Genomic DNA, 24,226 nt, shown 5'->3' on the forward strand with positions numbered 1-24,226 from the left:
CTGATTAATACGTGCGCCATGCGCACAGATGGGAGTTAAATTGAAAAAGTAAAGATATTTTTCAATATCCTGATTAATACGTGCGCCATGCGCACAGATGGGAGTTTAAAATGAAAGAAGTTGAGAAGGGTTTGCTGGAGTTGGAAGAAGATACCCAAAAGGGCAGGTTTTTGACCTTTTTTCTGGGTAAAGAGAGTTATGGAATAGAAATCCAGTTTGTGACGGAAATTATTGGAATCCAGTCTATTACAGAAATACCGGAACTACCAGAATATGTAAAAGGAATTATAAACCTGCGCGGCAAGATAATACCGGTTATGGATGTCAGACTTAGGTTTAAAAAAGAGCCAAAAACTTATAATGACAGGACCTGTATTATAGTGGTGGATATTAAAAGTATATCCATTGGACTGATTGTTGACAGTGTTTCTGAGGTTTTAACCATATCGGAGCAAGAAATCGTAGACCCACCGGAAATGAATAAAGGAAACAACCGTTATATTAAAAAAATCGGTAAAGTAGGAAGCGATGTAAAATTATTATTGGACTGTGAAAAATTATTGATGGAAGATGAACTTGATGATTTAAATGAGGCGTATAAAAATTAGATATGGGGGTTAAAGACCCCGTCATAGACAGGAGAGATGGAGATTATGAAGTGGTTTTTAAATATGAAAATCCGCAGTAAGTTAGTATTATGTTTTATTATCCTAGCAATTTTTACAGGTATTGTGGGCACGGTAGGCATCACCAGCATGGACAAACTTAATAAAGCCAGTATTGACATGTATAATAATAACTTTCTGCCCTCTCAGGATTTATCCAGTATTCAGACGTTTCTGCAGCAGGTGCGTTCGGATCATCTGATGGTTTTATATGAAAAAAATCCAAGTAATTATCAGAACAGAAGAGATGAAATAAATAGTTTAGTAGACCAGTCTAACGAATTATTGGCGAAATATAAAGAAACAATCAATAATGACAAAGAAAAAGCATTATATGATAATGTAATGAGCAGCATGAGTGCATATCGAACTGCCCGTGATGCAAACCTGGATTTAATCAAAGATCAGAAATATGATCAAGCTCTGCAAGAGCTTAAACCGGTTACAGATGCCAGAGAAAAGGCAGATAAAGAGCTTCAGAATTTAGTTGATTACAATACCTTGGTATCTGATAATACCATAAAGGAAAATTCCCAAGATTTCAAAAGACAAACCATAATTATGACCTCTGTTATCGCAGCAGGTATTTTATTAGCCGTAGCATTGGGCTTATTACTTGCCGGCATAATCAGTAAACAGCTTAACAAACTGGTAAAAGTAGCTGGCAGAATTGCCGATGGAGATTTGGATGTTATGATAGAAGTAAATTCAAAGGATGAAGTCGGTACTTTAGCAAAAGCATTTAAAAAAATGACAGAGAATGTCAATCAGGTACTCACCAATATAAATTCCTCTTCCGAGCAGGTTGCCTCCGGATCCAAACAGGTGTCAGATTCCAGTATGGCCCTTTCACAGGGTGCAACAGAACAGGCAAGTTCCATTGAAGAATTAACAGCATCCCTGGAAGAGATATCCTCACAAACAAGGTTAAATGCACAGAATGCCAATCAGGCAAATGAACTGGCAGATGTGGCAAAGAATAATGCGGAGCATGGTAACCTTCAAATGACGGAAATGTTAAAGGCTATGGAAGAAATTAATGACTCTTCCTCAAACATCTCCAAAATTATTAAAGTAATAGATGAAATTGCATTCCAAACCAATATATTAGCGTTAAATGCAGCGGTTGAGGCTGCCAGAGCCGGTCAGCACGGTAAAGGATTTGCCGTAGTTGCTGAAGAAGTAAGAAACCTTGCAGCCAGATCAGCCAATGCCGCAAAAGAAACAACGGACATGATCGAAGGTTCTATTAAAAAAGTGGAAAGCGGAACCAAAATCGCCAATGAAACAGCAATAGCCCTCTCAAAAATTGTTACTGATGTAACCAAAGCAGCCTCCTTAGTAGGAGAAATTGCTGTAGCCTCTAATGAACAAGCATTAGGTATTGAGCAGATCAATCAGGGTATCATGCAGATATCAGAAGTCATACAGACCAATTCGGCAACCTCTGAAGAAAGTGCCAGTGCCAGTGAGGAACTCTCCAGTCAGGCATTGATTTTAAAAGAAATGGTAGGCAACTTCAAATTGAAACAAACGGTATCAAACTATGGTAAATTAGATAATATCAGCCCTGAAATATTAACCATGTTAGAAAATATGGCAGAGAAAAAAAGAAGTCCTCAAAAGAGAAGCGGAGACAATGAAGATACAGCAGCTCAAAAGCCTGTTATTAATTTAAATGATAGTGAGTTTGGTAAATACTAGAGTATTAAGAGTACTCTTACTTTAGGAGTCTATGTGATAACAATTACAGATAAAGAATTTAAACAACTGGCGGCATACATTAAAGCCCATTATGGAATATATTTGAAAAATGAAAAGCAGGCGTTGGTAATAGGACGGCTCCAGCATGTATTAATGGACAGGAATTTTCATAGTTTTTCCGAATACTATGAATATTTAATCTCAGACAAAACCGGTAATGCGGCTGCAATCCTGATTAATAAAATATCTACCAATCATACATTCTTTATGAGAGAAGCGGATCATTTCGATTTTTTCAGGGATAAGGTGCTGCCTTTTCTTAAAAATACGGTTTTGGATAAAGACTTAAGGATTTGGAGTGCCGGGTGTTCTTCCGGTGAAGAACCCTATACGTTAGCTATGATACTGGATGAATATTTAGGTTGGGATAAAAATCAATGGGATGCCAGAGTATTAGCAACGGATATTTCCAGTATAGTTTTAGATAAAGCAACCAAAGGAATTTACAAAACCGAAGATGTATTATCACTGCCCCCTTACTGGAGACATAGCTATATCAAAAAGCTTGACGGAGAAACTTCCGTTATATCCGATAAAATTAAAAATGATGTAATTTTCAGACAATTTAATTTAATGAATAACCCCTTTCCCTTTAAGAAGAAATTTCATGTAATATTCTGCCGTAATGTTATGATTTATTTTGATGCACAAACTAAGCGGGAATTGATTAATAAATTTTATGATTCCATAGAATATGGCGGATATTTGTTTATCGGACATTCGGAATCTTTAAATCATGAGGAATCAAAGTTTAGATATATTATGCCGGCTGTTTACAGGAAGGAATACCTGAATGGCAGATAAAGGGAATGATACAGTACTGTAAGCAGCAAAAACTATATAATGAGGGGTGCAGGGTTGAATAAAAAGATAAGAGTTTTAATTGTTGATGACAGTCTGGTATACCGGGAAGTGCTGTCCAGAGGGTTGTCTTCGGATCCTTATATTGAAGTTGTGGCAACTGCAATAGACCCTTTTGATGCCAGAGACAAAATTTTAAGATACGAACCGGATGTCATGACCTGTGATGTTGAGATGCCCAAAATGAATGGAATTGAGTTTATCAAACGGCTGTTGCCTCAATATCCATTACCGGTCATCGTAGTCAGTGCCGTAAATGCTTCGGTTTTTGATGCTATGAATGCCGGGGCAATAGACTTTGTAACCAAACCTAATATTAATTCCATAAAAGGTGTCGAAGAATTTATTAATGATATGATTTATAAAATAAAGATAGCCGTAGCAGCCAACGTACAGCCGAATGGAAAAGTAAGTCCGGTGGAAAAAGCTATGGATAAGGTTAAAGGCTCTTCAATAAAGGATTCCTGCAAAATAATTGCTATCGGAGCATCAACAGGTGGGACGGAAGCAATCTATTCTCTTATAAAAAGGTTGCCTGTTCATATTCCGGGAATTGTTATCGTACAGCACATCCCGGCGGTTTTCTCCCGCATGTTTGCAGAACGGTTAAATAATTCTACTCCATTTGAGGTAAAAGAAGCAAAAAGCGGAGATTATATTGAAAATGGACATATCCTGATAGCTCCCGGAGATAAACATATGAAGGTAAAAAGAATCGGCGAAAAATTTAAGGTGGAATGCTTTGAGGGTGCTAAAGTCAACGGACATTGCCCGTCAGTAGATGTATTATTTGAATCAGTTGCCAAGGAAGCGGGAGCCGGTGCCATAGGAGTTATTTTAACGGGGATGGGATATGACGGAGCGAAAGGTCTTCTGACAATGCGGCAAAATGGTGCACGTACCATTGGACAGGATGAAAAATCCTCAGTAGTATATGGTATGCCTAAAGTTTCATTTAATATCGGTGCAGTAGAAAAACAGGCGTCACTTGAGAATATCTCTTCAGTAATATATTCTATGTTAAGCTGATCAATCAGAAGGGTGGTCTTTTATGACAAAGGTAACTTGGGATATGGGAAATATTGAACTTGCGGAGGCTACTTTGTCCTGCATCGGAGATGGAGTAATCTCAACCGATCTTGAGGGTAATATCATATACATGAACCGGATTGCCGAAGTAATAACAGGCATTACGGCAGAGGACGCAATGGGGCAGGAGTTTCAAAAGGTATGTTCATTTATTAATGCTGTTTCGAATTTACCTCTTGCAAATCCAATCCATGCGGTTTTAAAAAATTATACAACCATAGGTCTTGAAAATAACGCTGTTATACAAACTCGAAACCATACACAAAAATACATTTCAGCTACCTGTTCACCGGTTAAAGCAGCAGATGGGGCAGTTGTCGGAGCAGTTATTGTTCTTCGCGACATAACACGCCTTAAGACACTGGAAATAGAACGGCTCAATGAACAGAATAATCTGCAGGCAATCTTTAATCATGCCCCGGTAGGCATGCTGATATTAGATGAGCAATTACTAATCAATCAGGTAAATGATGCTGCTTTACAGTTATTTAATAAAAGCAGAGAAGATGTGGTCAATAAACATTTTGGTGACAGCTTCAATTGCGTAAAAGGTGCCAGGGCTGTTAATGGCTGCGGAAGCAGCCTAAATTGTGAAAACTGTGAAATATGGAAATCCACGACTTTGGCTATTTATAATGGGGAAGCTACCAGTAATCTGGAGTTTAATAAGATATTTATAAAAAACGGCAAGGAAAATGACTGCTGGTTTAGAATCAGTGTTGCGCCTATTATCGTAAACGGCAAGAATCATGCGGCTGTTACCCTATTAGATATTACAGAGAGAAAAAAACAGGAAATCCAGATAACCATATCAAGAGATTACTGTAACAATATATTGGATCAGACGCCATCTAGTATCTGGAAAACCGATTCGGGTCTGATTTGTAACTACGTCAATAAAATCTGGTGTGATTTTACCGGTGTTACTTTTAAGGAAGCTTCCGGTTACGGCTGGGCTAATGTAATCCACCCCTTGGATTTGGACAGATATGTACAGATCCGTACCAGTGCTATGAGAAAAAGGGAATATTATCAGGTGGAAGTCCGAGTCCTTAGATATGACGGAGTATACAGATGGTGCTTAGAAGCAGGTACGCCTTATTATGAACTGGACAGGCAGTTTTCCGGATATATCGGTTCTGTTCTTGATATTACCGAACGTAAGGCGGCGGAAGAAGTCCTAAAACGCTATGAAATCCTTTCAAAAAATACCAGGGATATTATGCTTTTTATTGATGAGAACGGTAATATTATCGAAGCAAATAAAGCAGCTTGTAAAGCTTATGGCTATACTTATGAAGAAATAAGTACCATGAATATCAAAAATATCCGCTCCGATTGGGGATATACCAAAAAGCAGCTGGAGCAGGCATATTCGACTGGAATATTTTTTGAAACCCTCCATTACCGAAAGGACGGAAGCGTTTTTCCGGTGGAGGTCAGTTCCCAAAGTGCTTTAATGGATGATAAACCCTTTCTGCTCAGTATCATACGTGATATCTCAGAACGTAAGAAAAATGAGATGAAGATTTTGGAAAGTCAGACAAATTACCGTTCACTTTTTATGAATATGCAAAGCGGTTACGCAAACTTAAGACTTATATACAATGATGAGAAAGTGCCGGTAGATATGAAATTTATCGAAGTGAATGAAGCTTTTGAAAAATTATTCGGCTTTTCCAAAAGTGACATTATCGGTAACAGTTTAGAAATTATTATTCCCCAAAACAGTGAAAACTTGTTTGAGGTTATCCAAAAGAATGCTGTTTTATTGTCCCAGGGTCAAAATATACAGCTTGATGAGATTTTTTTAGAGACATATAATAAGTGGTTTTCCATATCAATTTACAGTCCTAGAGATAAAATTATTGTGACGATAATCAATGATATTACTCATTTAAAAGAATCAGAAATAAAGCTTATAGCAGCAAAAGAAGCAGCAGAAGCAGCTAATCGTGCAAAAAGTGAATTCTTAGCCAATATGAGCCATGAAATACGTACTCCTATAAATGGCATGGTTGGAATGGTTGATCTTACAATGTTGACAGAATTAAGCGAGGAGCAAAAAGATAATCTTATAACAGCAAAAGCCTGCGCGGATTCGTTGTTAAACATAATTAACGATATATTGGATTTTTCCAAAATGGAAGTAGGCAAATTATCAATTGAAACAGTAAGTTTTAATATCAAAGAATTGGCTGATGCGCTAATAAAAACTCATTCTCCCAAGGTAAGTGAGAAAGGTCTTTTGTTAAACTATATTGTTTCGCCGGAAATACCGGATTATATAATCGGCGACCCAGGCAGACTGCGCCAGATACTCAATAATTTGATCAGTAATGCCATGAAATTTACCCCAAGAGGCTATATCAATTTATTTATAGATATTATTCATTCGAATAAGGAAGAAATTGAACTAAAATTTTCAGTAAAGGATACCGGAATCGGAATTGCTCCCCAGGATATTAAAAAACTGTTTAAGAGCTTCAGCCAGATTGAAAATTCTTATACCAAACAGTTTAGCGGAACCGGTTTAGGACTTGCCATATCCAAGCAGCTGGTGGAATTAATGGGCGGAAAAATAGGAGCTCAGAGTGAAAAAGGAAAGGGCAGTACCTTTTACTTTAAATTAAAATTTAAAATAGGTAAGCCTGTCCTAATTAGTGATTCATACCCTCCAAGACAAAAAATCATACGTTCGCTTCATGTTTTACTGGTAGAAGATGATGCGATTAACCGAAAAGTAATTCAAAAGATATTGGAACAGGAAGGATGCCTGGTAGATACGGCATGTAATGGTAAAGAAGCCCTCGTATTTTACGAAAAAAGCAATTATGATATCATATTGATGGATATTCAAATGCCTGTAATGAACGGTATTGAAACAGCAAAACAGATACGACTTCTTGAAGACGGGAAAGATCATATACCTATTATTGCCCTGACGGCGTATGCTTTACAGGGTGATCGTGAAGCTTTTCTGGCACAGGGAATGGACGGTTATTTGCCGAAACCGGTCCAGCAGGAGGAATTATTTCATATTCTGGATATTACCATATTAAATCAGGACAGTTTATATAATCTTACTTTTGAAAATATGATATTACACAAAGAAGAGACCATAACCGAAAATAAAAAGAATAAGCTGCAGAACGAACAATTAAAACTCATTCAATCAGATATTGCAGGAGCAATTTCTATTATGGAAGCTGCCATGGACAATAACGATTTGATGACAATAGAAATTACGGCTCACGAGATTAAACTGAAACTGATTCAGATGGATGCGGTGGAACTAAAGGACCTGGCTTTTCGTATAGAACTTGCGATGCGCAGGGGAAATCTATCAGAGGCAGTAACCCATGTTGAAAAGCTAAAGTCTGAATTTGCTATTTACCGGAAGACTAATGTTTTATAGGAGGAAAATAATGAGGATACTAATAGCTGAAGATGATTTGGCAAGCAGAAAGTTTTTATTTAAATTTCTTTCCGCATACGGAGAATGCGATTTGGTTGTAGATGGTGTGGAAACTTTGGATGCTTTTTTAATGGCAATGAAGGATGGGAATCCATATAATTTGATTTGCCTTGATATTATGATGCCTAAGTTAGACGGTGTTAAAGTGTTAAAATATATAAGAGATTTGGAAACCGGACAGGGACTTCTGCCGGAAAAGAGGGCTAAAATCATAATGACCACTGCATTGGCGGAAACCCAGTTCGTACAGAATGCATTTGAAATTGGCTGCGATGCTTATGCTGCAAAGCCAATCGATACTCAAAAACTTGTAGAAGTATTACAAAAGCTGGAATTAATACCGAAAGCTGATTGAACAGGTCTTCCTTAGAGGGCGTTTTTGATAAAACAATAAGATTATCTTTTCCGGTGAAAGCTTTCATATTATGAAAGGGGCTAAGGCTATTATGTGCCAATAAGTTAGATTTTTTGGTCTGACTTATTGTGATCAGTACATTGGCCTACAGCCCTTTTTTGATTGTTAAGTACCGATATCCGGTGATTTATTAATAATCTTGTCAGGCCATAAGTAATCGGATAACAGGCAGGATAAGAGGTGTTTTGAAAAAAGTATACGGTTGCGTTGCTTGGATTGATAAATTATTAACGAATAGGAATGAGTCTTTTATGCAACGATATGCAAAATATGTATTTTTATGCAATTAGTGACTTTACTTAATAAATGCAATAGAATGTTAAGTATTAAAGTTCTATTAAATTTCCAGGATTTATGTTGATAGTTGGAATAATATGTATTATCATATAATATAAAACGATACGGATTTGATCATTTTGGCGGGAGGATCAATTAAGATGAAAAAGACTTTTGTCGTTGGGATTGCAGGCGGCAGTGCAAGCGGAAAATCTTCTTTCTGTGACAGACTAGAGAAGAAGCTTGGGAGTTATAATAAGATGGTAATCCATATGGATGATTATTTCAAACCTGAGGAGCAAAGACCATACAGCAAAGGACCTGTTATGGAAACCATGTATGTGGATGATAATCATCCGGATACGATTAATTTGGAACAGCTTCATACTGATTTAAAAGCAGCAATAAGCAGTAATTATGATTTGATAATTTTAGAAGGGCTGCTGGTTTTATGGGACGAAGAGATCTTTTCTGCTTTGGATTTAAAATTATTTGTGGACTGCAGACCCGATGAGAGGATTGTCAGACGTCTTCGCAGAAACATGACCTGGGGGCTTGCTTTTGATGAGAGAGCCAATGTATATCTCGATATGGTAAGGTATCGCCATGACGAATATGTAGAGCCTACAAAGTGGAAGGCAGATTTTATATTGAATGGTTCCAAACCTTCTGAGCTTGCCGAGGAAGGGATTGTTGAACTGATTAAGAGTAATATACAGATTAATAATAATGAAATTAAATAATAAATAGAACAAAATAACTTGTTAATCATTATCTATATGGAATATTGCAGGGGGACTTGTAATATGCATGGGGAATCATATGATATTATCAGGCAGAGAAATAAAAAGGCAAATGGGAAGAGATATTATAATTGAGCCTTTTGATGAGAGGAAAATTAATCCGAACAGCTACAATTTATCGTTACATAATGAATTACTTGTCTATGAGAACAATACGTTAGATATGAAGAAGTGTAATCCCACTAAAAAACTAATAATTCCGGATGAGGGATTACTTTTGGAACCAAATACACTATATCTAGGAAGAACGATAGAATTTACGAAAACACTAAAGTATGTACCAATGCTGGAAGGAAGATCCTCAACCGGACGTCTTGGTTTATTTATTCATGTAACTGCCGGCTTTGGTGATGTGGGTTTTACTGGATATTGGACTCTTGAAATATTTTGTGTCCAGCCGGTCAGGATATATCCGGAGGTCGAAATCTGCCAGATTTATTATCATACCATAGACGGTGATTATGACCTGTATGAGAGCGGCAAGTATCAAAATAATTCCGGGATTCAGCCAAGTTTAATGTATAAAGATTTTGATAAATAATTTTTATTTATTCATAATATAATGTTAGGATAGGGGGTATAGATGGACATTACTTTTGAACAAGCAGTTGACATGTATAGAAATATTGTCAATCGATTTACTAAGATTGAAGGAAAACCTTGGGGCGTAGAAGGTGCCATGATTGAATTGTCTAAACAGGTTGGTGAACTTTCTAAGTGTGTCATGGTACAGGAGAATTATTATTGTTTTAATACAGAAGAAACAGAAAAAAACCGGATGCAGATCGGCAATGAGCTGGCAGATATAATAGGACAGACCATCAGAATTGCAGAGCATTATGGTATTAATCTGCTGGAGGCTTATATTGCAGCCCGTGAAGACGAGGATAATTATTTAAGGAGTAAAGGTGTTTAGGATTTAAGGTATTATTAGAATAAGTAGTATAAACGATGGTACAGATAAAATAATTGGAGGCGTTTACAATGAATAAAATTTATAATAAGTTAGTACGTGATAGAATACCCGAGATATTAAAGGAAAGCAAGCAAATACCGAATTATATAATACTTTCTGATGAAGAATATACTGCTGAGCTTGATAAAAAGTTAAAGGAAGAAACCCTTGAGTATCTGGAGAATAAGGATGTAGAAGAACTGGCAGATGTATACGAAGTTTTGCATGCAATCTGTGAGGTACGGGGGATTACTGAGGAAGAAATCATTGAGATCAGAAAGAAAAAAACGGAAGAACGCGGAGCTTTTCAAAAAAAGATAATGCTTAAGTCGGTTAAAAAGCAGATATAAGTGATGCATTCGTTTGTAATCATATAAAAGTATTCAAACTTTGCAGTAATTTATGTCTTGGTATACTTGATAAAAGCAGTAAGAATGGTGATTAAGAAAGCATTGATTATACTAGGTTTCATAAGCTTAGGATTCTGAGCCTGGAATTCACTAATAATTTTATAAAGGCTGAGGTTAGAAATAACTGCTAAAATAACATCTTAATATAGATAGTCGGAGCGGGGTTCAAATAATCCCGCTCTGTTTTAATGCCACAAATGTTTTATCAGATAAACTGTGTACTGTTAGTTTGAATGTTTTTTATAATTATCAACTGGATAGTATGCTAATTATAATTTTAAAATAGCGGAAAGTAATTTTAAAATAGCGGAAAGTAATTTTAAAATAGTGGAAAGTAATTTTAAATAGCGGAAAGTAAACTTGACATTATTATGATATTGTATTAAACTACTGATGGAAAGTGAACTTTCCGTATCGCGTTTAGGGAGGAGATAGGATTGAAAAACAGATTGGAAGAAATCCGAAAGAAGCGGGGAATTAAGCAGGAAGAGCTTGCTGCGGCACTGGAGGTTTCAAGGCAGACAATAGGTTCTTTGGAAAATGGACGTTATAATCCATCTATCATACTGGCATTTAAGCTAGCCCGTTATTTTGGAATTGGTATTGAAGATATATTTATCTATGAGGAGGATGAAAATGATAAAAATTGAAAAGAAAAATAAGTTTGCAATATTAGTTATATTAGCTGTCTTAGGGTTAATCATGATCGCAGCAGGATTCGTTTTGTTAAAAATCATACAATAATATCCTCAAGGTATTTTAGTAACATTACCTTATGTACTAGTAGGTGTTGGCTGCGGGGTATTCGGTCATTTTTTTGGGAATATAATAAGTTACAAGACCAGGGAGAAAAATCCAGAATTACTAAAGAGTATTGAAATAGAACAAAATGATGAACGAAATATGTATATTAACAATAAAGCAAAAGCGAAAGCCTATGAGGTAATGATCTTTTTATTTGGCGCTGTCATACTCGCCTTAAGTCTGATGAATATTGGGTTAAAATTTATTTTACTATTGTGTTTATCCTATTTGTTTATTGTGTTCATACCAGTATATCTTAAAGTAAAATACGAAAAAAGTATGTAGCATCAACCATAAGGTATAATAGCAACCAATGGTTGTCAAAAAAGCAATGAATGGTTTATGGTGATGCACCCCGGTTATGCTATACTATTCTTGGGAGTTAAAGTTAAAAACGAAAAGCAGTTTTTTAACATCCTGATTTTAACGTGCACTAAAGGCGCACAGATGGGAGTTTAGCATGAAATTTAGTGAAAATTTACAAGTTATTAGAAAAGAGAGAAAGTTATCCCAAGAAGACTTAGCTGAAAAACTAGGTATTTCCAGGCAGGCAGTAACGAAGTGGGAATCCGGTACCGCATTTCCGGATATTGACAACTTAATTCAGATCAGTGAATTGTTTTGTGTAACGATTGATAGTTTAGTAAAAACAAATACGGATTGTAAGGTCAAACCTGGTACCGCAAAAAATCTGGATGAAAAAAGAATAATTAGATTTTTGTTAACTGCCGCCCAAAATACCTATGCCGGTAAAGGAAGTGCAGAAGAGATTTCCTGCCGCCCAGGCTCCTATGATCTTAAATATACCGAGGGTAATCTAATGTATTTTGATTCCTATTTTGGCGGTGAAAAATTCTCAGGAGAGGAACTTTTATTTGAAAATAATACACCTATTTGGGCTATGAATTATACAGGAAGAACCCTTGAGGACTCATTTTCTCCGGCATTTTTGAAGGAAGCTCTATTGTTAAGACCGGAGGAAGCCCCTTTTCGTGGACCCAGGATTTATCAAAATGGTAATAATATATATTATAGTACTTATGAAGGCGACTTCACCTGGTTTCAGGGCAAAGAAGAAATATACTGGGGAGATGTAAAGGTTTTTGAGTGCTATTATCATGGCGGTTTGGTAAAATAGGACAATTGGTCGTATCAGACCTAATATCCGATAAAATCAGAACTGAGGAGTATAGAGAATACTTTATAGCGAGAACTTAAAAATTTTTTCTATTAATGTATCAATAAGATTTGGTTACTTAGTTATAATACGTAGTTTATAATATAACTGAAAACTGTCAGGTTACGACTTGACAGTTTTTTGCTACTCTAGGAATAGATAGACATGCTGCGGGAGGCAGAATTGTTTCACAGGAGAAATCAAGTATATCAAAACAAAAAACTGCGAAGTTTGAATTAGAAATAATAAATAGTAGTAATTAAGTATTGAAGGAAGAAAAAATATGGTTTACTATTTGAGTATAAGAATTGAAAGATTTAATCTGTATTTGAAAGCCATATGCCTTTGCTCACCATTCAATATCAAAGAAAAGAAAATTCAGAGTAACTATGGCAAAGACCCAGATAATTCTCAGGAGGTGAAACATTGAATAAACTACTGGATTACGTACAGGAAAGAAAAAAACTATTCTGGTTTCTGACCATGTTCTTTATCGCTTTTACAGGCTGCTTTATGTTCCCATTAAGTAAATATCTGAATAACTTTACAGATTACTTTATCTATGTAATGTACATTATATACATAGGCTTATTATTGGTTGGTATCATAAAAAATAATCTAATAGCTGTATACCTATTAACCTTACTGTTTACCACAGTGGGAATCGGAATACGCTACCTGATTGAATACGGTGAAGTATTTGTCAGCGAGAACTTCAATCTTCTCAATATCCTAACCTTTATCATTATATACCCCGCTTCCATAACACTGTATTACTATCTGTTTATAAAAATAATACCAGTAAAAAAAGACTTAAAAACAGATAAATAAAAGAAAACTAAATGGAAATTAAAAGTTATAAACAATCCAAAAGTATAAAACAAACAGACAATCCCCAAAAGTTAATTTACCCTTCGATACATTAATATCTCTTACAAAAGAATTAGTAATCCTACAATTAGCAAACCATAAATCAGCAAACCATAAATCAGCAAACCATAAATCAGTAAACCCTAAATCAGCTTTGCTCAAAGACTAATATAAAATGGGGGAGGACCCGGTGTAAGAACAGTGAATTGAAAGAATCCGTTCTGTTTCTTATGCTTTCTTCTTCGTGCCAACTGCTGCAGAGCAATCTGTCTGAGAAAAGTGCATAGCACTTTTTGAGTTATTGCTCTGCAGCAGTGTTCTAAACGAAGAAGAAAGCATTAGAAACATTCGGATTCTTTCCTGAACTGTACTTACACCGGGTCCTCCCCCATATCAACAAACCTCCCAGCAAAGCGTCCGTCATAATATCCTAAAAAATCATTGTCATAATATCCTAAAAAAATCATTTGCGCTTCCAGAAACAATATGTTAAAATAACAACAGAACATATGTTTACAAAGCTTGGAGAAGCTGATAATTGTTTGTCTATACGGATAAACGATAGGAGGAACTGAATGTTACTTAACTTACATGTAAAAAATTTTGCAATCATTGACGAGGTAGATGTAACTTTTAAAGATAATCTTAACATACTGACCGGTGAAACAGGAGCCGGAAAATCAATCATAATCGGTTCGGTCAATGTCGCTTTAGGAGGCAAAATATCCAAGGATATAATACGAAAAGGGGCAGATTATGCCCTGGTGGAATTACTATTCCAGATAGAAGACGAACACACACTAAAAGTACTAAGTGACATGGATTTACCTGCGGAAGACGGACAAGTCATCATAAGCAGGCGGATTATGAATAATAAGAGCATCTGCAAGATCAACGGACAAAGCGTAACAGCCGGAATATTAAAAGAAGTAGCAGGACTTCTGATTGACATACACGGTCAGCATGAGCATCAATCGCTGCTGTATAAAGAAAAACATTTAGAAATCGTAGACAGGTTTGCAAAGAACACCCTTGGAGACCTTAAAAAGCAATTAGAGGCTGAATATAAAGAATACATAACCCTTCGCAATAAACTAAGTGAATTAAAAATAGATGAAGATAAGAGACTTCGGGAAATTTCATTTTTGGAATATGAAATCAACGAGATAAAAACCGCCGCCTTAAAGACCGGTGAAGACGAGATACTGTCAGCAGAATATAAAAAGCTCTCCAATGCCAAAATTATTGCAGAAGGACTAAATAATGTATATGATTGGATGAGCTATCAGATCACGGATTCTGCCGGTGATAATATCGGAAGATCGGTAAAACAGCTGATGAAGCTTACGGAGTATGATGACTCACTTTCCGGTCTTTATAATCAGATTATTGATATTGAGACCCTGGTCAATGATTTTAACAGGGATTTATCCGAATATACGGCAGATATGAATAACCATGAAGATGATTTATCTTTAACGGAACAACGCCTTAATTTAATCAATCATCTAAAATCAAAATATGGCAGTACTTTAGAGGACATCCTAAAATATTGCGATAACAGTGAAGATAAGCTATCCCAGTATAATAATTACGAAGAAACTATGGCTGCACTGGCAAAACAACTGGAGCTAAAAGAGAATAAACTAAAAGAGCTCTCAGGTAAATTATCTTCTATACGTAAGGAGAAGGCGGCAGAACTGACTGCGAAGATGAGGGAAGCTTTGATTGATCTTAATTTTATTGATGTTAAGTTTGAGATGGTATTTAATGAGATTGGGCATTTTACTGCCGGTGGTATTGATGATGCCGAATTCTTAATTTCAACAAATCCCGGAGAGGAAATAAAACCCTTGTCAAAAGTGGCCTCCGGAGGTGAATTATCGAGAGTTATGCTGGCTATTAAATCGGTTTTAGCTGATAAAGATGAGATTGAAACTCTGATCTTTGACGAAATCGATGTAGGGGTCAGCGGCAGGACAGCGCAAAAAGTGTCTGAGAAACTATCTATGATAGCCGGAACCCATCAGGTTCTTTGTATCACCCATCTGCCTCAGATAGCTGCTATGGCTGATTCTCATTACATTATCGAAAAAACCACAGATGGTATTACTACCAAAACTTCAATAAGAAATTTAAAGGAAAAAGAATCCATAGATGAGATTGCCAGAATCTTAGGCGGCGCAGTAATTACCGAAACCGTAATGCAAAGTGCGAAAGAAATGAAAGAATTGGCAAAAACAACTAAAAAATACTAGTTTTAAATCAAATTAAATAGGGATACTATCAAAAAATAGATAGTCATTAAAAGATATACACAATTGTTGTATATCTTTTTTTGCGCTATAAAGGGCAGTTTTTATGAATAAGAAAAATAATTTATTGTCCGTTTAAATTAAATATAAGGTGCAGATACTGTTATTATGACTGTTTGACTACAGAAAGCCGAAAGATGGGAGTAAACTATGCATAGAAAATCTGTATATCGTAAAATTCTAATTTTGATATTATGTGTAAATATCGCAGTTCTTATATTTTTCACTTATAAAGAGATAGATGACAGGATACCGGATAAGATCAAAATTATGGTAGGAGAGAATGAAGATTTCAATTTCAATCTACCTTTTCAGGGACATTTTATAAGTGATAATGTAGATGTAATAAGTGTTAATAATAAAACGGTACCAACGGATCAAATCAAGCTGGACTTAAATAAACCCTTTTCGTTAAAATCAACGAAAACCGGACAATATAAAATTAATCTAAAATTATTTGGTTTTCTTAATTTTAAACAGGTAGAACTGGGGGTAATCAATACCACGGAATTGCTGCCCATTGGAAGTCCCATAGGAATATATGTAGAGACTGATGGGGTTATGGTACTTGGTACAGGTGTAATTAACGCAGCGGATGGTTTGAACTATGAACCTGCTTTAAACAAAATAAAATCCGGCGATTATATAACTGCAATTAATAATAAAACCATCCGTAACAAAGAAGAGTTAATAAAAGAAATACAAGCTTGCGGCGGCAAAGATATCAAAGTAGATGTTAGAAGGGATGAAAAAGATGTACAGTACAGCATATCTCCTGTTAAGACAGCAGACGGGGAATATAAAATAGGTGCCTGGATCAGGGATAATACCCAGGGTATCGGTACATTGACATTTGTAACCCAGAATGGGGAATTTGGAGCACTGGGCCATGGAATTACAGATATTGATACGAGTCTCATTATGGAGATTAACCGGGGATTCCTCTATTCGGCAGATATTATGACGATTGTAAAGGGCAGAAAGGATGCACCTGGTGAGTTGATCGGACTAATCAATCAAAATGAAAAAAGTAAAATAGGAAATATTCTGAAAAATACGAATCAGGGGATTTTCGGAACGATAAGTAATAATTATAGTTTAGTCAGTAAAAAAGGCTATATGCCCATAGGTTTAAAACAAGAGGTCAGAGTGGGACCGGCTACTATACTCAGTTGTGTGAATAATGAAGTAAAGGAATATAAAATTGAAATTGAAAAAATAGACATCAATAGTTCAAGCCCAAATAAGGGTATGGTAATTCGTATTGTGGATGAGGATTTAATAAATTTGACCGGCGGTATTGTACAAGGCATGAGCGGCAGTCCGATCTTACAGAATGGAAAAATCATAGGTGCCGTTACTCACGTATTTATACAGGATTCTACCAAAGGTTACGGTACATTTATAGAAAATATGATTAATAATCTGGAAGAAAAATAATACTATTAATATATCGACGGGAAACTGGAAAATTCTTTCAAATGGGATAAATTTACACAGCAAAGTTAGAGCTATTAACAATTTATTTATTTAAAACATTTATATTATATGGAAATCAACCGAAATACAAAACATTATTGTCGTAAATTGCGATAAGAAACAATTGATAATATGGAAATAAATGTATATAATGCAGATATGGTAAGTTTTTACAAAAGTTTGGATATCAGAATTCATGGATGGTGCTAATTCATAAATAATTATGTAAAAGCTCACCCTATTTGCAGATATAATCTAAAGTATTGTAAAATAATTGGTAAATAATATGGAAAATATTGACTTAAACAACAATACGAGGTATAATGTAGTACATGGTGGGCAAAATTCGTGAATTTATGTAACAATAATAAACCGGAAGGAGGAAAGTAAAAATCAATTTTAAAGTAATATATCAAAACCGTAACAGGTAATATTTTGGGAGGAATCAAAGTGGGTAAGATTAATGTAGCAATTGTAGACGATAATGAAAGAATCGTAAAATTATTAGAAGAAATTTTAAAGGGTGATTCAGACATTGAGGTAGTAGGGACCTCTGAAAATGGAATTGACGCTCTGGAAATGATCAAAGAAAAGAAACCAGATGTTGTACTTCTGGATTTAATTATGCCTAAGCTTGATGGATTAGGCGTTATGGAAAAAGTAAGATTAGATGAGTCTTATAAAAAAACACCAGCGTTTATAGTGATAACAGCTATTGGACAAGAAGGAGTTACCGAAAATGCATTTGAACTTGGTGCCAGCTACTATATCATGAAACCTTTCGATAATAATATGGTATTGACTAGGATTAAACAAGTCAGAGGTGATTTACATAATAATAAGTTAATTGAAAACCACCGTGTTAGCGCATATGAAAACAAAGATGATTATAAAGAAAGAAATCTTGAATCCGATGTTACTAACATAATACACGAAATCGGTGTTCCGGCTCACATTAAGGGATATCAATATTTAAGAGATGCAATTATGATGTCTGTTAATGATAATGAGATGCTCAATTCAATTACTAAATTATTATATCCATCCATAGCCAAAAGGCATAAAACAACACCAAGCCGTGTGGAGAGGGCAATCCGCCATGCAATTGAAGTGGCTTGGAGCAGGGGAAAGATGGATACCATCGATGAATTATTTGGATATACAGTAAGCAACGGCAAAGGGAAACCTACTAATTCTGAATTTGTAGCTTTAATCGCTGATAAAATTAGATTGGAATATAAATTGAGAGCATAATTGCAATTAATTATATAGTCTGTTGTTATATATAAGCCTGTTTTAAAGGTAAATAAGCCTTTAAGACAGGCTTTATTACGGTTTAAATCATTGCAAAAGAAATATGTCTTTTATACTTTTATAAATAATAAGTATAAGGTATAATTAATATGATAATTCTATGATTGTATGATGAACAGGAGGGTAATTGAATGAAGAAAGTATTATATGCGGCTTCAGAATGCGTTCCATTTATTAAAACCGGAGGCTTGGCAGATGTAGTTGGTTCCTTGCCAGGATATATAAACAAGGAAAAATATGATATACGGGTGATTTTACCGAATTATCAGGTGATTCCTGAAAAATTTAAGGAAAATATGGTTAAAAAAACACATTTTTACATGGATTTATCCTGGAGAAATCAATATGTTGGCATACTGGAAACTCAGTATTGCGGTATTACGTATTATTTTATTGATAATGAATTTTACTTTACCGGTCATACACCTTATGGAAATATATATGAAGATATTGAAAAATTCGCTTTCTTTTGTAAAGCCTGTCTTTGCGCCCTGCCGGTCCTTGACTTTAAACCTGATATCATACATTGCCATGACTGGCAGACCGGATTACTGCCGGTTTATTTAAAAGACAAATTCCTGGAGAATGAATTCTACAGCGGTATGAAAGCTGTTATGACAATACATAACCTAAAATTTCAGGGGGTATGGGATATGAAAACTGTAAAGGATATTACAGGACTCTCAGATTATTATTTCACTCCGGATAAATTAGAGGCATATGGCAGCGCAAATTATCTAAAAGGCGGAATTGTATATTCCGATTGCGTTACCACAGTAAGTAATACTTATGCGGAGGAGATTAAGACCCCTTTTTACGGAGAAGGTCTTGATGGACTGATGAGAGCCAGGAGCAATGTACTGTCTGGTATCGTCAATGGAATAGATTATGAAGAATATAACCCCGAAGATGATAATTTTATATACCATAAATTCAGTGCCAGAAATTTCAGGAAAGAGAAAATAAAAAATAAACGGGCCTTGCAAGCAGAGCTGGGTCTGGAGGTCAATGATAAAAAGTTCATGATAGGAATTGTATCAAGACTAACAGATCAGAAAGGTTTTGACTTAATTGACTACGTAATCGAAGAACTATGTTCGGAGGATACTCAGTTGGTAATTCTTGGCACAGGAGAGCAAAAATATGAGAATCTGTTCCGTCACTTTGCTTGGAAGTATGGTGACAGGGTGTCTGCCAATATTTATTATTCCGATGAAAAAGCTCATAAAATCTATAGTGCCTGTGATGCCTTTTTAATGCCATCTCTCTTTGAACCCTGCGGCTTAAGCCAGCTGATTAGTCTTCGATACGGTACGGTTCCTATTGTCAGGGAAACGGGAGGACTTAAGGATACGGTGGAACCTTATAATGAATTTGATAATACTGGTACCGGTTTTAGTTTTACAAATTATAATGCTCATGAGATGTTAGCAGTTATACGTTATGCAAAAAATATTTATTTTAACAAAAAAAGAGAATGGAATAAAATAATAGACAGAGGAATGACGAAAGACTTTTCCTGGAATAATTCTGCCAAACTTTATGAAGAGTTATATGACAAACTATAAAAACAGAAATTAAACCATAATAATATAACTGAAAAATGTGTATAACTATATAAACTTAAACTGAAAAATACATATAACCATAATAAATATAAACTGGAAAAATACATATAACCGAATAAATAATACTAAAAAATACATATAAGTATAAAAAACGAACTGAAAAATATATAAGCATAATAAAAGTTAACCGGTAAATGTATTTAACCATAATAAATATAATCCCAGAAATACTGTAAATATAAGTTTTAAACTGGAAAATACTGAATGCTTTACAAATAACTATAAACAGATTATCTGAATAATAAATTCACTCCTTAGAGATAATAACTTTTAGGTAACTGCTTAATGATTTATATTTGATTTCAATCATAATTCATACTTCATTCTGCAATTATCCGTATTATTTTGAGTAAAAAGGAGGAAATTTAAATGAGTAATATATCAGAAATGGAACTGCAGAATTTAAGACATCTTTTATTATTTAGTGAAACGGATAAGGAAAAATACAAAACCTATGCAGAAAACTGCACAGACCCGTATGTAAAACAATTTTTCCAAAAAGAAGCTCAGTCGGCAGAGCAGAAGAAACAGACCTTAATACAATTCTTAAAATAGGAGGTTAGCATAATGCAAGAGCAAGTAATGGTCACAGATGCTTTAAATTCAATTAATTCAGGTTTAAAAAGTTTAGCAGATATGATAGCCCAGACAGATAATCAGGAATTAAGACAGACATTACAAAAATTCCGTAATGAAGGTGAAACCTGTCAGTTTGAGCTTTATACTATTGCAAAAAGTAAAAATTATTATCAACCCTCACAAAAGGCGACTCAGGATGAGATAATGAATGTGAAAAATTTCGTGAACAGCCAGGGAGGACAATCTGGTATGTCAGGACAATCCGGAATGACCGGTCAGGGTCATGGAAGCATGAGATAAAAAATAAGTAAACCTTGAAATAAAGAATTGGAATCACACTCTTACTGTACGACAGTAGGAGTGTAATGTCCAATTTTTATAACCGGACTCAATTTTGGCAAAGACATTTTAAGGCTTCGGAGATATGATTTTTAAAAGAAAATGTTTACAGATATATTGCACAAAGAAACTCTTTAGAAGTAATTAAAACTGCTGATTCTATTAATATTCCATGAATTTGCATTTTCTACTTGAAATTTCATTTTAAAAAAGGTAAAATAAGATAGTGTTTGAGAAAAATTTGTCAATCATATAATTGATTAATAGCTGTCTTTTATACATAAATTGTATCTACAGCTTTTTAATTATGTAAAAAGTCGGACAGCATATTATAAAATTTAACAATTAGGAGGAATTATAACATGGCAGTAAAAGTGGCAATTAATGGTTTTGGACGTATCGGACGTCTTGCATTCAGACAAATGTTTGGTGCGCAGGGATATGAAGTCGTTGCAATTAATGATTTAACAAATCCTAAAATGCTTGCTCATTTATTGAAATATGATTCAGCACAAGGTAGATATGCAAAGGGTGATACAGTAGTAGCGAAAGAAGATTCCATCGTTGTTGACGGTAAAGAAATTAAAATCTATGCTCAAAGAGATCCTAAAGATCTTCCTTGGGGAGAACTTGGAGTAGACGTAGTACTTGAATGTACTGGTTTCTTCGTTTCTAAAGCAAAATCTCAGGCTCATATCGATGCAGGTGCTAAGAAAGTAGTTATCTCCGCTCCAGCAGGCGATGATCTTCCTACCATCGTTTACAGCGTTAATGAAAAAACATTAAAAGCTGATGATACAATTATTTCAGCAGCATCTTGTACAACTAACTGTTTAGCTCCTATGGCTGACACTTTAAATAAATTAGCACCTGTAGCAAAAGGCTTCATGACTACAATCCATGCTTATACTGGTGATCAGATGACTCTTGACGGACCTCATCCTAAGGGAGATTTAAGAAGAGCTCGTGCAGCAGCTGTTAATATCGTTCCTAACTCAACTGGTGCAGCAAAAGCAATCGGTCTTGTAGTTCCTGAATTAGCAGGTAAATTAGACGGTTCCGCACAGAGAGTTCCTGTACCTACTGGTTCTACTACTGAATTAGTAGCAGTTGTTAACGGCGTTGTAACAAAAGCAGACGTTAACGCAGCTATGAAAGCAGCAGAATCTCCTTCTTTTGGTTATACAGAAGAAGAATTAGTATCTTCTGATATTATCGGAATTACTCAAGGTTCTTTATTTGATGCAACTCAGACTAAAGTTACAGATCTTGGTAACGGACAAACTTTAGTAAAAGTTGTTTCCTGGTATGATAACGAAAATTCTTACACAAGCCAGATGGTAAGAACAATCAAATATTTTGCTGAATTAAACTAATTCATAATTTATAATTTATATTGATCCTATAATGGGTCCGGTCTTTGTAAATTAAGTCGAGGAACGTTTACCGAACCCTCCTTGACTGATAACAAAGCCGGACTCATTTTTAGTCCATATTAAAAAGTAAAGAAATAAGTAAGGACTGGACAGCATAGTACATCATTTAGTGACTAATTGTGATTAAATTATATATTATTAATGATTAGAAAATTCATGATTAATAGAAATGAAGGTCATTAAAGATTAACAATCATAAAGGTCCGGAGTGTCAGAAAAATAATTGTTAGAATATGAAAGGAGTCACAGATATGCTTAATAAGAAATCAGTAGATGATATTAATGTAAAAGGCAAAAGAGTTTTAGTAAGATGTGATTTTAATGTTCCATTACAAGAAGGAAAGATTACCGATGAAAATCGTCTGGTTGCAGCACTTCCCACAATTAAAAAATTAATCGGAGATGGTGGAAAGGTTATACTTTGCTCCCACCTTGGTAAACCCAAGGGAGAACCAAAACCGGAATTATCTTTAGCACCTGTCGCTGTCAGATTAGCTGAATTACTTGGTCAGCCGGTTACTTTTGCAGCAGATGCCAATGTTGTTGGTGAGAATGCCAAAGCAGCAGTTGCCGCTATGAAAGAAGGGGATGTAGTTCTTCTTGAAAATACCCGTTACAGAGCAGAAGAAACGAAGAATGTAGATGCTTTCAGTGAAGATCTCGCTTCTCTTTGCGACGTATTTGTAAATGATGCATTTGGTACCGCTCACAGAGCACACTGCTCCAATGTAGGTATAACCAAATATGTCGATACTGCAGTAGTTGGTTACTTAATGCAGAAAGAAATTGATTTCCTTGGTAATGCAGTTGATAATCCAGAGAGACCTTTCGTAGCTATTTTGGGCGGTTCCAAAGTATCCAGTAAGATTTCTGTTATCAATAACTTATTAGATAAAGTTGATACCTTAATTATCGGCGGTGGTATGGCTTATACTTTCATGAAAGCCTTAGGTGAAGAAGTTGGTACTTCCCTTTTGGAAGCTGACTATCTTGAATATGCAAAAGAAATGATGGATAAAGCAGAAAAGAAAGGTGTTAAATTATTAATTCCTATCGATACTGTTGTTGCAAAAGACTTCTCCAATGATGCAGAATTTAAAACAGTAGGTCGCGGAGAAATCGAAGCTGGCTGGCAGGGTCTTGATATTGGAGAAAAAACCCGTACATTATATGCAGATGCAATTAAAAGCGCTAAAACCGTTGTTTGGAACGGACCTATGGGAGTTTTTGAATTCTCTAACTTCGCAAATGGTACTATTGCAGTAGCAAAAGCATTAGCAGAAATCGATGCAACCACTATTATTGGTGGTGGTGATTCCGCGGCAGCGGTTAACATCTTAGGATTCGGCGATAAGATGACTCATATTTCAACCGGTGGCGGAGCTTCTCTTGAATTCTTAGAAGGAAAAGAACTTCCCGGTGTGGCAGCAGCCAACGATAAATAATATAAGAAGCCACTAATTTTCAGGGACAGGTAACTGTTTAACAACTTACCGTCCCTTTCTGAATGAATATACGGCAGATTTCCTATCATTAAATTGACCAAATTGAAAGCTGCCTGACTATAAA

At 35.4% G+C, this 24,226-nt stretch carries 21 protein-coding genes; all 21 read left to right on the plus strand.

Translation table 11 applies throughout. The features are described 5' to 3' along the window. Positions 1 to 110 precede the first annotated feature (110 nt). The 21 genes from QA584_RS11395 (at position 111) to QA584_RS11495 (ending at position 24,102) form a co-directional block, all read left to right on the plus strand. Entirely contained in the window at positions 111 to 608 is a 498-nt protein-coding gene (locus tag QA584_RS11395) for a chemotaxis protein CheW (protein WP_278274634.1), read from the plus strand. 45 nt (positions 609 to 653) lie between these two features. Beyond that, positions 654 to 2,369: a methyl-accepting chemotaxis protein gene (locus QA584_RS11400; protein ID WP_278274635.1), complete on the plus strand. Its 1,716-nt coding sequence runs from the start codon at positions 654 to 656 to the stop codon at positions 2,367 to 2,369. Between the two features lie 33 nt (positions 2,370 to 2,402). After that, positions 2,403 to 3,233: a CheR family methyltransferase gene (locus QA584_RS11405; RefSeq protein WP_278274636.1), complete on the plus strand. Its 831-nt coding sequence runs from the start codon at positions 2,403 to 2,405 to the stop codon at positions 3,231 to 3,233. Positions 3,234 to 3,287: 54 nt separating this feature from the next. Then, complete coding sequence (locus tag QA584_RS11410) at positions 3,288 to 4,319, plus strand: protein-glutamate methylesterase/protein-glutamine glutaminase (protein WP_331487901.1); 1,032 nt, start codon at positions 3,288 to 3,290, stop codon at positions 4,317 to 4,319. 22 nt (positions 4,320 to 4,341) lie between these two features. Further along, positions 4,342 to 7,797 (plus strand): PAS domain-containing hybrid sensor histidine kinase/response regulator, encoded by a 3,456-nt coding sequence (locus QA584_RS11415; protein ID WP_278274638.1) that lies wholly within the window; start codon positions 4,342 to 4,344, stop codon positions 7,795 to 7,797. 10 nt (positions 7,798 to 7,807) lie between these two features. After that, positions 7,808 to 8,212, plus strand: a complete 405-nt coding sequence (locus tag QA584_RS11420; RefSeq protein WP_278274639.1) for a response regulator — start codon at positions 7,808 to 7,810, stop codon at positions 8,210 to 8,212. Positions 8,213 to 8,709: 497 nt separating this feature from the next. Then, entirely contained in the window at positions 8,710 to 9,291 is a 582-nt protein-coding gene (locus QA584_RS11425) for a uridine kinase family protein (RefSeq protein ID WP_278274640.1), read from the plus strand. A gap of 79 nt (positions 9,292 to 9,370) precedes the next feature. Beyond that, positions 9,371 to 9,892 carry a dCTP deaminase gene (gene dcd / locus QA584_RS11430; RefSeq protein WP_278274641.1) on the plus strand — a complete coding sequence of 174 codons (522 nt, stop codon included), beginning with the start codon at positions 9,371 to 9,373 and terminating at the stop codon, positions 9,890 to 9,892. A gap of 42 nt (positions 9,893 to 9,934) precedes the next feature. Beyond that, on the plus strand, positions 9,935 to 10,267 hold the full coding sequence (locus tag QA584_RS11435) for a MazG-like family protein (protein WP_278274642.1): 333 nt from the start codon (positions 9,935 to 9,937) through the stop codon (positions 10,265 to 10,267). Between the two features lie 68 nt (positions 10,268 to 10,335). Continuing rightward, positions 10,336 to 10,656 (plus strand): nucleoside triphosphate pyrophosphohydrolase, encoded by a 321-nt coding sequence (locus tag QA584_RS11440; RefSeq protein ID WP_278274643.1) that lies wholly within the window; start codon positions 10,336 to 10,338, stop codon positions 10,654 to 10,656. Between the two features lie 497 nt (positions 10,657 to 11,153). Then, a complete protein-coding gene (locus tag QA584_RS11445) occupies positions 11,154 to 11,366 on the plus strand; it encodes a helix-turn-helix transcriptional regulator (protein WP_278274644.1) in 213 nt (70 codons plus the stop codon). A 614-nt stretch (positions 11,367 to 11,980) separates the two neighbouring features. After that, a complete protein-coding gene (locus QA584_RS11450; RefSeq protein WP_278274645.1) occupies positions 11,981 to 12,658 on the plus strand; it encodes a DUF5680 domain-containing protein in 678 nt (225 codons plus the stop codon). A gap of 465 nt (positions 12,659 to 13,123) precedes the next feature. Then, positions 13,124 to 13,528, plus strand: a complete 405-nt coding sequence (locus QA584_RS11455) for a hypothetical protein (protein WP_278274646.1) — start codon at positions 13,124 to 13,126, stop codon at positions 13,526 to 13,528. Positions 13,529 to 14,142: 614 nt separating this feature from the next. After that, positions 14,143 to 15,825 carry a DNA repair protein RecN gene (gene recN, locus QA584_RS11460; RefSeq protein ID WP_278274647.1) on the plus strand — a complete coding sequence of 561 codons (1,683 nt, stop codon included), beginning with the start codon at positions 14,143 to 14,145 and terminating at the stop codon, positions 15,823 to 15,825. Between the two features lie 207 nt (positions 15,826 to 16,032). Next, on the plus strand, positions 16,033 to 17,322 hold the full coding sequence (gene spoIVB / locus QA584_RS11465) for a SpoIVB peptidase (RefSeq protein ID WP_278274648.1): 1,290 nt from the start codon (positions 16,033 to 16,035) through the stop codon (positions 17,320 to 17,322). 489 nt (positions 17,323 to 17,811) lie between these two features. Next, positions 17,812 to 18,615, plus strand: a complete 804-nt coding sequence (spo0A, locus tag QA584_RS11470; RefSeq protein WP_278274649.1) for a sporulation transcription factor Spo0A — start codon at positions 17,812 to 17,814, stop codon at positions 18,613 to 18,615. Between the two features lie 191 nt (positions 18,616 to 18,806). Next, the gene (gene glgA, locus QA584_RS11475) at positions 18,807 to 20,243 is read left to right on the plus strand and encodes a glycogen synthase GlgA (protein ID WP_278274650.1); all 1,437 of its coding nucleotides are present in this window, start codon (positions 18,807 to 18,809) and stop codon (positions 20,241 to 20,243) included. Between the two features lie 429 nt (positions 20,244 to 20,672). Next, the gene (locus tag QA584_RS11480) at positions 20,673 to 20,858 is read left to right on the plus strand and encodes a hypothetical protein (protein ID WP_278274651.1); all 186 of its coding nucleotides are present in this window, start codon (positions 20,673 to 20,675) and stop codon (positions 20,856 to 20,858) included. A 12-nt stretch (positions 20,859 to 20,870) separates the two neighbouring features. Next, positions 20,871 to 21,182 (plus strand): spore coat protein, encoded by a 312-nt coding sequence (locus tag QA584_RS11485; RefSeq protein WP_278274652.1) that lies wholly within the window; start codon positions 20,871 to 20,873, stop codon positions 21,180 to 21,182. 401 nt (positions 21,183 to 21,583) lie between these two features. Next, a complete protein-coding gene (gap, locus tag QA584_RS11490) occupies positions 21,584 to 22,597 on the plus strand; it encodes a type I glyceraldehyde-3-phosphate dehydrogenase (protein WP_278274653.1) in 1,014 nt (337 codons plus the stop codon). A gap of 311 nt (positions 22,598 to 22,908) precedes the next feature. Next, entirely contained in the window at positions 22,909 to 24,102 is a 1,194-nt protein-coding gene (locus QA584_RS11495) for a phosphoglycerate kinase (protein WP_278274654.1), read from the plus strand. Positions 24,103 to 24,226 lie beyond the last annotated feature (124 nt).

This window comes from Anaerocolumna sp. AGMB13025, assembly GCF_029689925.1.
Taxonomy (GTDB): Bacteria; Bacillota; Clostridia; order Lachnospirales; family Lachnospiraceae; genus Anaerocolumna.